The 14,909-nt window shown below is 50.8% G+C and carries 9 protein-coding genes; 4 read left to right on the forward strand and 5 right to left on the reverse strand.

Annotated features, from left to right (window positions below; all coding sequences use genetic code 11):
- Positions 1 to 13 precede the first annotated feature (13 nt).
- Positions 14 to 556 carry a GNAT family N-acetyltransferase gene (locus DZK30_RS11155; protein ID WP_118974222.1) on the forward strand — a complete coding sequence of 181 codons (543 nt, stop codon included), beginning with the start codon at positions 14 to 16 and terminating at the stop codon, positions 554 to 556.
- Positions 557 to 875: 319 nt separating this feature from the next.
- Here DZK30_RS11155 and porZ read toward each other — a convergent pair whose 3' ends face one another.
- From porZ to rny, 4 genes are all read right to left on the reverse strand, one after another.
- Entirely contained in the window at positions 876 to 3,194 is a 2,319-nt protein-coding gene (gene porZ, locus DZK30_RS11160) for a type IX secretion system anionic LPS delivery protein PorZ (RefSeq protein WP_118974223.1), read from the reverse strand.
- Between the two features lie 124 nt (positions 3,195 to 3,318).
- On the reverse strand, positions 3,319 to 5,235 hold the full coding sequence (locus DZK30_RS26420) for a pseudouridine synthase (RefSeq protein ID WP_118974224.1): 1,917 nt from the start codon (positions 5,233 to 5,235) through the stop codon (positions 3,319 to 3,321).
- A gap of 50 nt (positions 5,236 to 5,285) precedes the next feature.
- Positions 5,286 to 6,332 carry a 23S rRNA (adenine(2503)-C(2))-methyltransferase RlmN gene (rlmN, locus tag DZK30_RS11170; protein WP_118974225.1) on the reverse strand — a complete coding sequence of 349 codons (1,047 nt, stop codon included), beginning with the start codon at positions 6,330 to 6,332 and terminating at the stop codon, positions 5,286 to 5,288.
- A 357-nt stretch (positions 6,333 to 6,689) separates the two neighbouring features.
- The gene (rny, locus tag DZK30_RS11180; RefSeq protein WP_118974227.1) at positions 6,690 to 8,264 is read right to left on the reverse strand and encodes a ribonuclease Y; all 1,575 of its coding nucleotides are present in this window, start codon (positions 8,262 to 8,264) and stop codon (positions 6,690 to 6,692) included.
- A 300-nt stretch (positions 8,265 to 8,564) separates the two neighbouring features.
- Between rny and DZK30_RS11185 the strand changes: the two genes are divergently transcribed.
- A complete protein-coding gene (locus tag DZK30_RS11185) occupies positions 8,565 to 10,466 on the forward strand; it encodes a T9SS type A sorting domain-containing protein (protein ID WP_118974228.1) in 1,902 nt (633 codons plus the stop codon).
- A 118-nt stretch (positions 10,467 to 10,584) separates the two neighbouring features.
- Positions 10,585 to 12,033, forward strand: coding sequence for an ArnT family glycosyltransferase (locus DZK30_RS11190; RefSeq protein WP_118974229.1), 1,449 nt, complete (start codon positions 10,585 to 10,587; stop codon positions 12,031 to 12,033).
- Between the two features lie 67 nt (positions 12,034 to 12,100).
- Here the strand turns inward: DZK30_RS11190 and DZK30_RS11195 are convergent, their stop codons facing one another.
- Positions 12,101 to 13,765, reverse strand: coding sequence for a glutamine--tRNA ligase/YqeY domain fusion protein (locus tag DZK30_RS11195; RefSeq protein WP_118974678.1), 1,665 nt, complete (start codon positions 13,763 to 13,765; stop codon positions 12,101 to 12,103).
- Between the two features lie 521 nt (positions 13,766 to 14,286).
- Between DZK30_RS11195 and DZK30_RS11200 the strand changes: the two genes are divergently transcribed.
- The gene (locus tag DZK30_RS11200) at positions 14,287 to 14,898 is read left to right on the forward strand and encodes a GNAT family N-acetyltransferase (RefSeq protein WP_240432903.1); all 612 of its coding nucleotides are present in this window, start codon (positions 14,287 to 14,289) and stop codon (positions 14,896 to 14,898) included.
- The last annotated feature ends 11 nt before the right edge of the window (positions 14,899 to 14,909 follow it).

The raw sequence follows: 14,909 nt of genomic DNA on the forward strand, positions 1-14,909 counted from the left end.
CTTTTCCAACATCATGACACTGCCCGTACACGCCGATATTATTTTAAGGAATTACCAGGAGGAGGATGCTGCGCAGTTGTTTGCAGCCGTAGAGGAGAACAGGGCCCACCTGCGGCCCTGGCTTATATGGGTGGATGGTACCCGGAAGATGGCGCATTCGCTGGAGTATATCCGTAATGCGCGTCAGGAACAATACAATCAGCAAAGCATCGCTTTTGGTATTTTCCGTAACGACAGGCTCATTGGCGGTCTCGGTATGCATCAATGGGACCAGCGTCTCCGTAAAGCTCAGATCGGTTACTGGCTGGTGGCCAGCGAAGTGGGTAACGGCACCATGACCCGTTGTATCGCTGTATTGCTGGATTACCTGTTCGGTCAGCTGGAATTAAATAAGGTGGAGCTCCACTACCTGCCTGCCAATACCCGGAGCGCGGCAGTGGCAGAGCGCCTGGGCTTCGGGATCGAAGGTATACTGCGCGACAGTTTTCTGATGAACGGGACCTTGCACGACCTTGTGGTGGCCGGTCTGCTGAAGAAGGAATACAAAAGCGTATAGCAGCCGGAAAGCCTGCTGCTCCATTCTCTTCGGCTTCTTCTCTTTCCCGCCAGTAATGTTTTATCTATTGCTTGTTGCTGCAGGACTGTTGCTGGCTGGCTGCATTTACTTATCGCTAGCCGTGTCTTTTACTGCGTCCTTTATTCCCGCCTATACACTCATCACTCTTTTATCAACTTACCCTGGACAGTCGTCGATAACCCATTCCCGCCTTACATGGCTGGACACGCAATCGCAGCTTTGGAGATATTGGCTACCCGAACGCTATGGGAGCCAGGCAATATACAGCTCTGCCGGCGAAAGGGCCGCAGGGAAGGCATTATTGGTGGATCATGAATTTGCCGGTGGCTTTCTGCGTACCGTCCTTATTCACGACAAATACAAGGTAAACGCCGCTTTGCACTTTACGACCGGTATAATCCTTGCAGTTCCATACGGCCTGGCCGCCCAGCGCACGGGTACGGTATACCAGCTGGCCCGAGACGTCGGTAAAGCGCACATCGGCATTCTCTGCTACGCCGCGTACGGCCACCATGCCATTATAATCTGTAGGAACCGGGTTGGGATAGATATACAGCTTGTCCGCATTTTTGGCTGTACCCTCTGTAGCGGTACCGCGAAATATGACCAGTCCTTTTTCCGTTGAGATAAAAACATCGCCGGTCACAGGATTAATATTGATCCGTTCGATGCCATTGGCAGGAAGAGGGCTGTTTTGTTCGGTAAAGCGGTAAATGGTTTTAGAACCGTCATCCGATACCAGCCATACGCCGTTCGATGTGCCGATCCACTTACGGTTGGCCCCATCTACGGCAATCGTCCTTACGGATTCCCCTTCGAAAAGATAGCCGGCAAATTGGTCGTTCTGGATCACGCGAAGCTCGGCCTGGCAGTTTACCTGGTCCAATGCTTCTGCACCGCAGTTGACGATAGCAATCCCGTTTGCAGTGCCGATCCATATAGCGCCGTCTTTGTCTTCGGCAATGGAAAGTGTATTGTTATCAGGGAGGTTTCCGGTATGTTCACCTACCCTGAAGATACGGTAGGCATCGTCAGAGGTATTGTCCAGCGTCCCTTTGTCGTCATAAACGATGGCGCCAGCTCCCAGGGTAATGAACCACTTCAGGTTATTCTGGTCCACGATCACATCAGCAGCTGAATGCGCGGTATTTTCGCTGATGCTTTTGCCATTGATCCATCGACCGTCCCTGGTCTTGACCACCAGCTCGTTTTTAGCAGATCCAAAGTTGTTCATCCAGAGGTTGCCGTCGGCATCCAGCGCCAGGCCGGTAACATAGCACAAGGTGCTGCCCGGCGCCGGGTCGAGAAATCCGACGCCGTATACTTTAGCATTGCCGTTGACATCCCGCTCATATAGTCCACCGGTAAGTGAAGCCGCATATACGGTATTGGTGCTCCTGTCTTTCAGTATCCTGATGAAATCCTGTACCCAGTCGCCGCCGGGCACCCAGGAAATGTTCATCCAGCTATCGTCCCGGTACTCCGACATCATAGCGCGGTTTAAGGTAGGCCCATAGCTGGGCCTTTTGCCGCCATGAGCGACCCAAACATCATCATCGTAAGCCCATACGTCAAATGAGCTGGCCACAATGGGCCCATCGGGAAAATAAGGTTCGGAGTGTGTGGCATCGATCTTCTTTCTCAGGCCGTGCTTATCGGGAAAAGCATGACCGCTGGCGTCGCCAAACCATACCTCTCCGTTGGCGAGATGCACTACCTGGGCGGGAATAATAGTAGCAAAAGAATCTATACGGGAACCATCGGCCCGGCGCAATACTGCATAGCCACCCTCGCCGTCGGCCTGTGCCGTGCTCACCCACAGGCCACCCAGGCCTGCGTCCAGGTGAGATACCGGGTTCCGCAACTTTTCCAGGAATTGCGCAGTACCCTCGTCGGGTATGCGGAAAAGGCTATCGTTTTGGGCAGCATAAATATTGCCCTCGGAAGCAGCTAAATAGCGGAATCCTGTGTTGGGATCCAGCAATTTCCAAGAGGATTGGTCCAGTATCGAGGGACTGTTTTTGGCTATCCGGAACAGGCCGACGCTGGTCGCCGAATAAATATAGGTATTGTCGGTAATCGTCGCGTATACAGATGCCGTAAGCGAATTGTCGTAAAAGGTGATCGTCTCTTTAATCTCTTTCTTCTGGAGGTTGAGCCTTACTAGGCCTATACCCGTGCTAAGGTAAGCGATGCCGTTATCTGCAGTGACACTGTGAATGGTCTTATCGCCGGTGATCGGAGCACTTTTGAAGTCCGGAAGGAAGCTGAATGTATTGTCTTTGAATATATCGATATTGCTGCTGGAATAGGCCAGCACAGCACAGCCGGTCGTGGCGTCGTACGCTACACCATTGAGCCCGACATCGTGCATCCCGTTGACCTTGCTGTAAGGCGAAAGGGCGCCGTCCGCCCGGTTGTAGGTAAAAAAACCTGAAGTGGTGGCACAAAAGAAGGTGGTACCGTCGGTCGCCACACCATTTACCTGGTTGTAAGGCAACAGGGACTTCCATTGCGCCACTCCGGGACCACCTTTTTGGGCGTGGGCCTCCGTCGCGCCGCAAAGCGCTGCGAGTGCTGAAAAAAGAATAGCCGGGATAAAATTCAGTTTGCTCATACCTGCATCAAAAGTACTATAAAACGTCGGTTTTACCCAGTTTATTGCGCTATAGAGGGGATACGGGCAGCCTGGCACAAAAAGCCCCGATGCCTGGGAGCAGCGGGGCTTTGATATATTTTATTTAATGCAGATGCTTCAGGTTGATCACTTCCTGCTTGGTCAGGAAGCGCCATTTGCCACGGAGTACATTTTTCTTGGTCAGCCCCGCGTACATCACGCGATCCAGCTTCTCTACCTCGTAGCCCAGTGACTCAAAAATGCGGCGCACAATACGGTTCTTACCGCTGTGGATCTCGAGTCCGATCTCATTCTTACTATCGAGATACTCCAGCTGATCGACCTCGGCCTGGCCGTCTTCCAGCATAAGGCCTTCCTTGATCTTGTCGAAATCGGCCTTGGTCAGGTTCTTGTCGAGCGTAGCCTTGTATACCTTTTTGATGCCATATTTGGGATGGGCCAGCTTCTGGGTCAGCTCGCCATCGTTGGTCAGCAGCAGGAGCCCGGTGGTATTCCTGTCGAGTCTTCCTACGGGGAACACCCGTTCCTCAATCAGGTTTTCCACCATTTCCATTACAGTACGGCGCCCCTTGGGATCATCGGTGGTGGTAATGAATCCTTTGGGCTTATTCATCAGGATATAGATCAGGTTCTTCTGGATAACGAGCTTATTGCCGTTCAGCAATACGGTATCTGCAGTCGTTACCTTAAAGCCCGGCTCGGTGATCAGCGTATCATTCACCATCACCTTACCTTCCTTGATCAGCGCAACGGCATCGCGGCGACTGCATATATCGCAGTGGGCGATGAATTTATTCAGCGGCATCGGCTGGTCGTCGCCGGCTTGTGCAGGTTGCTCTATTGCGGCTTCCCTGCTGTCTGGCCGGGCGTTGTATGCCCTTTCGTGTGGATTTTCGTTATCAAACTGTTTTTTGAAGCGGCTTTGGGCATCATGGCGATTCCTGCGGGGGGGCTCCTCGCCATCGTCCGTTTTTTTCCTGCCCGGCTTCACGTCGCTTTTACCAAAGCTGCGCTCCTGCGGCTCATTGTCCCATTTATTATCGAGCTCTTTGGAAAAGGTTACTTCTTCCTCCTGTTCCTTCCGTTCCCGCTGCAGCTTTTGTTTGTGCTGTCGGGCGGCGAGCTCCTCATCGTCCAGTTTGCCAAAGGCATTGGCATAACGATTGGGGCGTTTGGGCTCTTCCTCGTCTCTGTGAGCTTGTTTTTTGTCTGGCCTATCCGTTTTCTTGAAGGGGCGATCTTCTTTGCCAGGGCCTTTGGAAAAAGATCTCTCGCCATCCTGTTTAAAAGGCTTTTTGAACGGGCGCTCGTCCTTATCACCGAATGACTTTTTGAAAGGACGCTCTTCCTTATCACCGAATGATTTCTTGAAAGGACGCTCTTCCTTATCACCGAATGATTTCTTGAAAGGACGTTCTTCTTTATTGCCGAATGACTTTTTGAAAGGACGCTCTTCCTTATCACCGAATGATTTCTTGAAAGGACGTTCTTCTTTATTGCCGAATGACTTTTTGAAAGGACGCTCTTCCTTATCGCCAAAGGCTTTCTTGAACGGGCGCTCTTCTTTATTGCCAAAAGATTTTTTGAAAGGACGCTCATTCTTATCACCGAATGATTTCTTGAACGGGCGTTCTTCTTTATTACCGAATGGCTTTTTGAAGGGACGCTCATCCTTATCGCCAAATGACTTCTTGAAAGGACGCTCTTCTTTGTCGTCGAATGACTTCTTGAAGGGACGCTCATCCTTATCGCCAAATGACTTTTTGAAAGGGCGTTCGTCTTTATCGCCAAATGACTTTTTGAAAGGGCGTTCGTCTTTATCGCCGAAAGATTTCTTAAACGGGCGCTCTTCTTTATCGCCGAATGACTTCTTGAAAGGGCGTTCTCCCTTATCACCGAAAGTCTTTTTGAACGGGCGCTCTTCCTTATTATCGAAAGATTTGCGGAAAGGCCTTTCTTCTTTGGAACCGGAAGATTCACGGTCGGAACGGCTATCGGAATGAAATGGCTTTTTATGCATTATTCAGAAACGAACATTTTTTAATTAATAAAACGAAACCTGCGGCCGGATCAGGCGGTTCCCGCCCGGTTAATATTGGCCAGCTGTCCGCAGGCCGCATCGATATCCTTACCCCTGCTGCGACGCAGCCGGGCGTTGACCCGGTGTGTACCGAGGTAATTCATAAATTGGTCGGTAACACTTTCTTCGGGTTTTACAAAGTCGGCCTGGTCGATAGCATTATATTCAATGATATTCACCAGGTCGGCAGGCACCTGGCGGTAGATCTTTACCAGCTCATCGGCATCCTTGAGGCTATCGTTGAAATTTTTAAACAGGATATATTCAAAAGTGATCTCATTGCCCGTCTTTTGATAAAAATGGTTAAGCGCCCCGATCAGCGACTGGAGATCGTTGCTTTCATTGATCGGCATGATCTCGTCCCGTTTCTTATCATTTGCGGCATGCAGCGATAGCGCCAGCTTGAATTTTACCTCATCGTCGCCCAACTGGCGTATCATTTTGGCTACGCCGGCTGTAGATACGGTAATGCGGCGAGGGCTCATGCCCAGGCCTTCGGGCGAAGTGATCCGCTCAATAGCGCCCATTACATTTTTGTAATTGAGCAGCGGTTCACCCATACCCATAAACACAATATTGCTGAGGTGCCGGTTGAAATGTTGTTCGGCCTGATCATTAAGCAGTGTTACCTCATCCACGATCTCGTCAAAATCGAGGTTGCGGGCACGGGGCAGATAACCTGTGGCACAGAACTTACAGCTGAGGCTGCAGCCTACCTGCGAGGATACACAGGCAGTCATTCTTTTGTCGGTGGGGATCAATACGCCTTCGATAAAGCGGTCGTCGTGAAGCTTCAGACGGCTTTTTACAGTACCGTCGTTGCTGTATTGGCTATGGTCGATGCTGACCTTAGGAATGCGGTAGGTTTCGGAAAGCTTGTCGCGCAGCTTTTTGGAAAGGTTGCTCATCTCATCGATGGCGCCTGCGTGCTTTTTCCAAATCCAGTCGTGGATCTGGGCAGCACGGAATCTTGGTTCTCCCCATTCGCTCATCAACTGCTCTATCTCAGCCAGGGGCACATGTCGCAGATTTTTCATCTGTGAATCTTTTTTGAATTAGCGGCAAAGATACGAAAATATCAGCGGATGTGTATAACTGATTACTATGCCACCTTAGGTATTGTTCTTTTACCAATGCTCACAGGTAAGTATACAGGCCGGGAGTACTATATGGGGTAGTAGAAGTATGGCCATGTTGATGCAGAAGTATTTCCACGCGCCGGTCTTCGGCAAATAGTGCAATTCGGGGAGAAGGTGGATACTCCAGATGCCCGATGCAACCAGGCCGGTGAATGTGGTGTATAAAATGAGCAGCGCGCCGCTCATGCCTTCACCTAAAGAAAAAAAACCACCATGATCGTTAGATATGGTGGTTGTAAAGCTGAAAAAATATAATTAACGGGCTACGTTCACAGCACGTTTTTCGCGGATCACGGTTACCTTGATCTGGCCCGGGTATTGCATTTCTTTCTGGATCTTGTCGGCAATTTCGTAGCTGAGACGATCGCTGTCGGCATCGGTTACCTTATCGGCTTCCACGATCACACGCAGCTCGCGGCCGGCCTGTATCGCATAAGCCTTTTCCACACCATTGTAGGCGATCGCGAGGTTTTCCAGATCTTTGATCCTTTGGAGGTAGCTCTGCATGATCTCGCGACGGGCGCCGGGACGGGCGCCGCTGATAGCGTCGCAGGCCTGGATAATGGGGGAAATAATATAAGTCATTTCCATTTCATCGTGGTGGGCGCCGATGGCGTTGACGATGGCAGGATGCTCGCCGCATTTCTCGGCCAGGCGGGCGCCCAGCAAGGCATGGCTCAATTCTGTTTCTTCGTCGGGCACTTTACCGATATCGTGCAGCAGGCCGGCGCGTTTGGCCAGCTTGACCACCTTCTGACCCAGCCCCAGCTCGGCAGCCATGACGCCGCAAAGATTAGCTGTCTCCTTAGAGTGCATCAGCAAGTTCTGTCCGTAGGACGAACGGAAGCGCATTTTGCCCACCATGCGTACCAGGTCTTTATGCAGACCATGGATGCCCAGCTCGATAATGGTTCTTTCGCCTATTTCCATTACCTGGTCTTCGATCTGCTTCTTGGTTTTTTCCACCACCTCTTCGATACGGGCGGGGTGGATACGGCCATCCTGTACCAGGCGCTGGAGCGACAGGCGCGCGATCTCACGGCGCAGGGGATCGAAGCAACTCAGTACAATCGCTTCCGGGGTGTCGTCGATAATGAGGTCCACACCTGTGGCGGCTTCCAGGGCCCTGATATTACGACCCTCACGGCCGATGATCTGCCCTTTGATCTCATCGCTTTCCAGGTTGAATACGGTAATGGCGTTCTCGATAGTTTGCTCGGCAGCCACACGTTGGATGCTCTGGATCACGATCTTTTTGGCTTCTTTTGAAGCATTAAGCTTGGCCTCTTCCACGATTTCCTGGATATGGGCCATGGCGCCGGTACGTGCTTCTTCCTTCATGGCCTCGATCAGCTCGTTCTTGGCTTCCTCAGCGCTCAGGTTCGATACTTTTTCAAGGCGCTTGATGTGCTCTTCCTGGTGCTTTTCCAGCTCGGAACGCTTGATGCCTACAATTTCCAGCTGTTTGTCCAGGTTGGCCTTTAGCTGGCTATACTCATTGCTTTGTTTCTGAAGGGCTTGGTTTTTATCGTTTAAAGATTGTTCTTTTTGTCTCAATTTGTTTTCTGCATCGGCTACCTTTTGGTTACGCAGGTGGATCTCCTTTTCATTTTCCGATTTCATCTGGAGAAATTTCTCCTTGGCCTCCAACAGTTTTTTCTCTTTCAGGGTTTCGGCAAGCACTTTAGCGTCTTCTGCAATCTTCTGCGCCTGCTGTTCTGCTTCCTTTATCTTTTGTTCGGTATTTTTTGCAAAAATCAGTTTACCCAGAAATATGCCTATTATCAATGCCGCGACCGCGACCAACGCGGGGATCATAGCTGAATCCATATAATTGTATTGTCATTTTTTGTTTGTTAGAAATAAAAATGTATAACCCTCTGTCATTAAAAGAAACGGGGTTTAACGTGCGAAGTTAACATTTATTCCTGTAAAATTCCCACCCTGCAACGAAGTAACGGCCGGATTATTGTTTGAAGACAAATACTTCAGCAACACTTTTTTCTACCGGAATTCCGGTGTTTTTTTGCATCAGGCAACCCTTTCCGGTGCCAACGCATTTTAGTTTAATGCTGTCCTTTAACCAGGATAAATACCGTGAGTATTTTTGACCAATAAAAGTTATTTTCCATGCTATTCAGAAAACAATTTCTGGGTGCTTTAGCCGCCCTGAGCCTTATTGCCTTCGAAACTTCCGCACAAACGACGGGCAGCTTTAATGAAACGATCACTTTTATGGGCGCGAGCCGTACGCTCTCCTGCTACGTGCCGCCCGGCTACGACCCCTCTGTACCCTGTGCCCTGATCGTGGGGCTGCATGGCGCAGGTGATAACAGCACGGCCTACCGCGATGCGCTGGTTGGACCACTGGGTTTTCCCGCAGCTGTGACCAATACGATCCTGGTTTGTCCCGACGGTGGTTCCGACCCCGGCAAAGATTTTTATACCCCTGCAGGAGATGAAGCCATTATCGAAGAAGCGATCCAGTTTGCACAAACCCATTATGCTATTGATGCGAATAAGATCGTGCTCCAGGGATTCTCCCTGGGCGGTAGAAGCGCGCTGCGCTATGGCCTCAATCATCCCGGCGAATTCCTGGGATTGCTGCTCAATACACCTGCTGTACAGGGCGTGAAAGAAGCCGATGCCCAATGGGGCGCTGCGGGGCTGTATAACTATCCCAATGCCGGTGCAACGCCCATGCTGCTTAGCCTGGGCAATGACGATGCCTTGTACCAGGGTCCCGTCGACCATACCTATGAGCAATTGATCCGTAATGATGCTGCCGTAAGCATGAAGCGCTTTGCAGGCGGACATACGGTGCCTCCCTTCTCTTTCATGGGGGATATTTTCGGCTATTTCAGCCAACCGGCGCAGCCCGGGGCCGATGCGGAGCTGGTGCATGTGGTTACCGACCTCAGGAAATGCGACGGCGGTGCCATCACACCGCATCTGCTGGTCCACAACGCGGGCAACACGCCGTTGAGTGCTATTCACCTGAAGTATGATTGGGGTGGAGCCGTGCAGTCTTTTACCTGGAACGGAACTATGCCTTCTTTCGGGCATGCCGATATTGATCTCCCGTCTTTTACACCGGCCAATGGCGACTATACATTGCACGTAACGATCGATACGCTCAACGGCAACGTAGCCGATACTTTTGTGACCAATAATACAGACTCTGCCGATTTTCGTATCGTGGCAACAGCCAAAACGCTTCCCTATCGTGAGGATTTCAATACAGAATCCTTCGGTGACGATTGGTATACCGAGGCTTCGGGGGATTATTTCAGCCAATGGGGTTATGATGGCGATGTAAAGGCAATGAACACCTTCAATACCTTGTGGGTATTTGAGAATACCGGTATAAAAGAAGAGCTCATATCGCCTGTGGTCAACTTCAGCAGTTTGCCCGATCCCTTCCTCACCTTTGATGTATCGTTCAACTATAGCGCCTTTACGGCTGCCTTCCTGGGCATCGATACCTCGTTTTCCGATACCCTTGAGGTGCTGGTGTCGACCGATTGCGGCGCTACCTACCAAAGCGTATATAAGAAAACCGGAGCGGCGCTGGCTACCTTCCCGCAGCCCATCACCAATCCGGCTTCGATACAGGCTTACCTCTTTACACCCGGCGCCAACGACTGGCGCAAAGAACGTATAGACCTCACGCCCTATGCTACAAGTACCGATGCTTCGGTGAAATTCCGGTATATTTCCGGATTGGGCGGTTGCATCTATATCGATAATGTAGCCGTCGAAAACAAAACAACGGGCATCAACGAGATGACGCAGCCGGTGATCAGCCTGTCGCCCAATCCCGCACAGGATATCGTGACCATAAATGCCGGGAATGATAAGCTCCGGTCGGTACTGGTGAGTGATCTTTCGGGTCGCACGGTATTGCAGCAGCAGGAGAATGGCCGCAATACTACAACAGTATCCACAGCTGCTCTACCGAACGGTATTTACCTTTTTAATATCAGCAGCGATAAAGGCAGCATGAAGCAAAAGCTTGTGGTGCGTCACTAAGAGAAAACATTACTGTTTGCAAAAGCCGTTCCTAATTACCCGGGACGGCTTTTCTTATTTATATTTGTGCCAGGCTTATTTACATCATATCAGGTATATTCAATCGTTTATATAACTTATGCGACCATCCAGGCACCTCCCCTTCTGGCTCATTACGCTGGCCATATTCATTGGCCTGCCAGGCTATACCCTTATACAGGACGGTATGTTCATGGATGCGATGCTCTATACCAGTGTGGCGCATAACGAGGCGTTGGGATGGGGCAGCTTCTGGTACCCGCAATTCAGCCAACTGAACCTGGATCTCCCCGGTGTCCATGCTTTTCACGAGCAGCCGCCGCTCGCCTTCGGTATTCAATCGCTTTTCTTCCGGCTGTTTGGCAGCAGTATGTACGTGGAGCGCTTCTATGTATTCTTCACCAGCTGTATTGCTGCTTTCCTTATCCACCGCTTGTGGCGGCTGGTGTTCCGGAACGATAAGACGCTTGCAGGCTATAGCTGGTTGCCGGTCTTTTTCTGGATCACGATCCCTACGGTTTTTTGGACGGCATCCAATAATGTGAATGAAAATACCATGGGCGTTTTCATCCTGGCATCGGTGCTCTGCTCCTGGAAAGCGCTTAATGGCCCGGGCCGTTCTTGGGGGTGGATCATTGTTTCGGGCCTGCTCATTTTCCTGGCTACGCTCAGCAAAGGATTCCCCGGGTTTTTCCCCCTTTGTGTTCCCTTCCTGTATTGGTTGTGTACACGTAAGGTTTCTTTCAAGACCGGTTTTGGTTACGCTTTCCTGCTGTTGCTGATCCCGGCGCTCATCTATCTGGTCCTTTTCCAGGTGGAGCCCAGTAAGGGAAGTTTATCTACCTATTTATTCAAAAGGGCCTTTGCCCGTATAGCCAGCGCGCCTACCACCAGCAACCGCTTTCAATCGCTAATCGACCTGTTTTCCGACTTGTTGCCACAGTTGGGACTCCTCCTCATTTTTGCTCTGATCGGCAGAGTGAAAAAAGTGAAATACCAGCCGGCTACCGGTCGGGGGCTTATCCTGTTTTTCCTGCTCACCGGTCTGGCTGGCTCCGCGCCGCTTATGCTTACTATGGTTCAGAAGCAGTTTTATATAGCGCCCAGCTATCCTTATTTTGCTATAGGGCTGGCCATGATCGCACTGCCCTATGTATCGGCTTTTGTGGGTACAAGAAGTACGGCAGCGCCGGGTTTTAAAATATTCAGGGTAATTAGCCTGTCGCTGTTCTGCGGGGCGGTGCTGGTAGTAGCAGCCATGAAAGGAAAAACGGGAAGAGACGGCGATATTCTGCATGATATCAAAATAGTGGCGCCGCTGGTGTCGCAGGGTGCTGCGCTCACCATTACGGACTATGCCTTCAGCAACGACTGGGAGCTGCAGTGCTACCTGATGCGTTATCATGGTATCAGCTGCCTGCACCGGCCTGCGACCGCCACCCGTTTTATGGTCATTGATAAACGGGAACAGACCGACCGGGACATGTCGGCATATGCCAGGAAAGAAGTGGGCCTGGAACGCTACGATCTTTATGAACTAAAACAATAATGACAGGGAAACAAAAGGAACCGCCGATACTTCGGCGGTTCCTTTTGCTATAGACTAATCCGGTATTTTAACCTTCTTTCTTCGCTTCTTTACCCCAGCTGTCTTTCAATCCTACAGTACGGTTGAAGACCAGGTGGTCTGGTGTGCTGTTCTTATCGGCGCAGAAATAACCCTTACGCAGGAACTGGTAGCGGTCGCCGGGTTGCGCATTGGCCAGGGCCGGCTCTATATAAGCGTTAGGCAATACCTGCAGCGAATCGGGATTAATATAATCCTTGAAATCGCCTTCTTCGGAAGAAGGATTCTCCACGCGGAACAGGCGATCGTACAGCCTTATCTCTGCTGTACGGGCATGCGGTACACTTAACCAGTGAATGGTCCCTTTTACCTTGAGGTTGCTGCTGTCGGCGCCGCTTTTGCTCTCCGGCAGATAGCTGCAGTGGATCTCGGTAATGTTGCCCTGCTCGTCCTTTTTGAAGTCGTCGCAGCGGATGATGTAAGCATATTTCAAACGCACCATGAGGCCGGGCCCGAGGCGGAAGAATTTCTTGGAAGGGCTTTCCATAAAATCTTCCCGCTCTATCCACAGCTCACGGCTAAACGGTACGATACGACTGCCCGCGTTTTCATCTTCCGGATTGTTCTCTGCTTCCAGCTCCTCTGTTTGTCCTTCGGGGTAATTGGTGATCACCAGCTTTACGGGGTCCAGCACGGCCATGGCCCTGTTGGCGACTTTATTCAGGTGCTCACGGATGCAGAATTCCAACAGGCCCACATCCGTAATATTTTCCCTTTTGGCAATCCCGATGGTATCAGCAAAGTTGCGGATGCTCTCAGGCGTATAGCCCCTGCGACGCAGCCCGCTGATGGTAGGCATGCGGGGATCGTCCCAGCCTTCAACGTGTTTTTCGTTGACCAGCTGCAGCAGCTTGCGCTTGCTCATGACCGTATAGCTGAGGTTGCGCCGGGCAAATTCGTACTGGTGCGAAGGAAATATCTCCAGCTGCTCGATAAACCAGTCGTACAATGCCCTGTGGTGAATAAACTCCAATGTACAGATCGAGTGCGTAATGTGTTCGATGCTATCGCTCTGCCCGTGGGCAAAATCATACATAGGATAGATGCACCACTGGTTGCCCGTACGGTGATGGTGGGCATGCTTGATCCTGTAGATAATAGGGTCGCGCATCAACAGGTTAGGATGGGCCATGTCGATCTTTGCCCGCAGCACTTTGGCGCCATCAGGATATTTGCCCTCCCGCATCTCGCGGAACAGCTGCAGGTTCTCTTCCATAGTTCGGTCGCGATAGAGGCTGTTGGTACCGGGGCGGTTCAGGTCGCCTTTGGATGCCGCCATCTCTTCCGAGCTGGAATCGTCGACATAAGCGAGGCCTTTATGGATCAGCTTTACGGCAAAATCGTGCAGCTGCTCAAAATAATCGGAGGTATAGCGCAGTTCGTCCCATTGGAAGCCCAGCCATTGCACATCGTTCATAATACTTTCCACGTATTCTGTCTCCTCGGTCACGGGATTGGTGTCGTCGAAGCGCAGGTTGCACTTGCCCTTGTACTTGAGGGCCAATCCGAAATTGAGGCAGATAGAAGCCGCGTGTCCGATATGCAGGTAACCGTTAGGCTCCGGAGGGAAGCGGGTGTGAATACTGGTGTATTTCCCTTCGCTCAGATGGCCTTCAATAATTTCTTCCAGAAAATTGAGGGAACGTTCTTCCATTGTCTTGCTTAAAAAATAATTGTTTTGATAAAGATCTACCGGGCTTATTTTCTTTACATAACGCCCGGTAGCGGCTTGCAAAGTTAAGCATACAAAAGAAGATTTCGGGGATATGGTGCAGAGAAGGCTATGGTCACAGAACTGTTAATTAATGCGCTTATCGAAAAATTAATATGGCATGCAACAGAATATGTTCGTAATATTGCATCTTCAATTCTGAAACATTATCAAAGTCCGGTTAATGCCGGCATTTCATTCTTAACTGAAATGACAAAAAAAAGCAACATAGTATTGGTAGCTAACACCAGGTGGTGTGCCAATAGTGTTTTTTTTCCTACTCCCTCTGGGGTAGTTTTTTCTCCTACCGTTACGCCGTTCATCGTGCGACGTTGATACCGGATAGCTTCTGACCTCGCGACAGGCAGATGATCCTCCGGCAGCTTTCCGCTTCAAACTTTATTGTCTACCAGGAACAGGTATGCTTTACGGCATAGCTATTGCCTTTCTATCTCTTTTTGAAAATGGAACATCATTTTCAGATAATGGTAGCTGATGCTACGCATTATGGTTTCGCGCAGCTTATTTGCGACGAAATGGCCGCTTCGGCCCAGGCCCGCGGTACCGGTATAGCCCGGCGCAGCCCCGATTATATCGTGGAGAAAATGCACGAAGGCAAGGCGGTGATCGCCTTCGACGACCAGGGTTTCTGGGCCGGCTTCTGCTATGTGGAAAGCTGGAGCCATGGACAGTACGTTGCCAATTCGGGCCTCATTGTTGCGCCGCCCTACCGCAAATATGGTCTCGCGCGACTGATCAAGAAGCGGGTCTTTGAACTGAGCCGGGAACTGTTCCCGCAGGCCAAGATCTTCGGGCTCACTACCGGGCTCGCAGTAATGAAGATCAATTCGGACCTGGGCTACGAGCCGGTTACCTATTCCGAACTTACCCAGGACGAAGCCTTCTGGAAGGGCTGTCAAAGCTGTATCAACTACCCGATCCTTTTATCCAAGGAACGGAAGAACTGTCTGTGCACCGCAATGCTGTTTGAACCACCGGTGGTAGCTGCGGCTGGCCCGGCCGGAATAGCGGCTGAGGCCCCGGAGTCTATGTGTCTTTCTACAGAAAATCTTTAAACAAATAAGCA

The organism is Taibaiella koreensis (assembly GCF_003545715.1).
Classification (GTDB): Bacteria; Bacteroidota; Bacteroidia; order Chitinophagales; family Chitinophagaceae; genus Taibaiella; species Taibaiella koreensis.

Bases quoted from the DNA above. Each gene is read 5' to 3' on its own strand.
- DZK30_RS11155 (WP_118974222.1), top strand. From the start codon at position 14: ATGACACTGCCCGTACACGCCGATATTATTTTAAGGAATTACCAGGAG.
- porZ (WP_118974223.1), bottom strand. From the start codon at position 3,194: ATGAGCAAACTGAATTTTATCCCGGCTATTCTTTTTTCAGCACTCGCA.
- DZK30_RS26420 (WP_118974224.1), bottom strand. From the start codon at position 5,235: ATGCATAAAAAGCCATTTCATTCCGATAGCCGTTCCGACCGTGAATCT.
- rlmN (WP_118974225.1), bottom strand. From the start codon at position 6,332: ATGAAAAATCTGCGACATGTGCCCCTGGCTGAGATAGAGCAGTTGATG.
- rny (WP_118974227.1), bottom strand. From the start codon at position 8,264: ATGGATTCAGCTATGATCCCCGCGTTGGTCGCGGTCGCGGCATTGATA.
- DZK30_RS11185 (WP_118974228.1), top strand. From the start codon at position 8,565: ATGCTATTCAGAAAACAATTTCTGGGTGCTTTAGCCGCCCTGAGCCTT.
- DZK30_RS11190 (WP_118974229.1), top strand. From the start codon at position 10,585: ATGCGACCATCCAGGCACCTCCCCTTCTGGCTCATTACGCTGGCCATA.
- DZK30_RS11195 (WP_118974678.1), bottom strand. From the start codon at position 13,765: ATGGAAGAACGTTCCCTCAATTTTCTGGAAGAAATTATTGAAGGCCAT.
- DZK30_RS11200 (WP_240432903.1), top strand. From the start codon at position 14,287: ATGGAACATCATTTTCAGATAATGGTAGCTGATGCTACGCATTATGGT.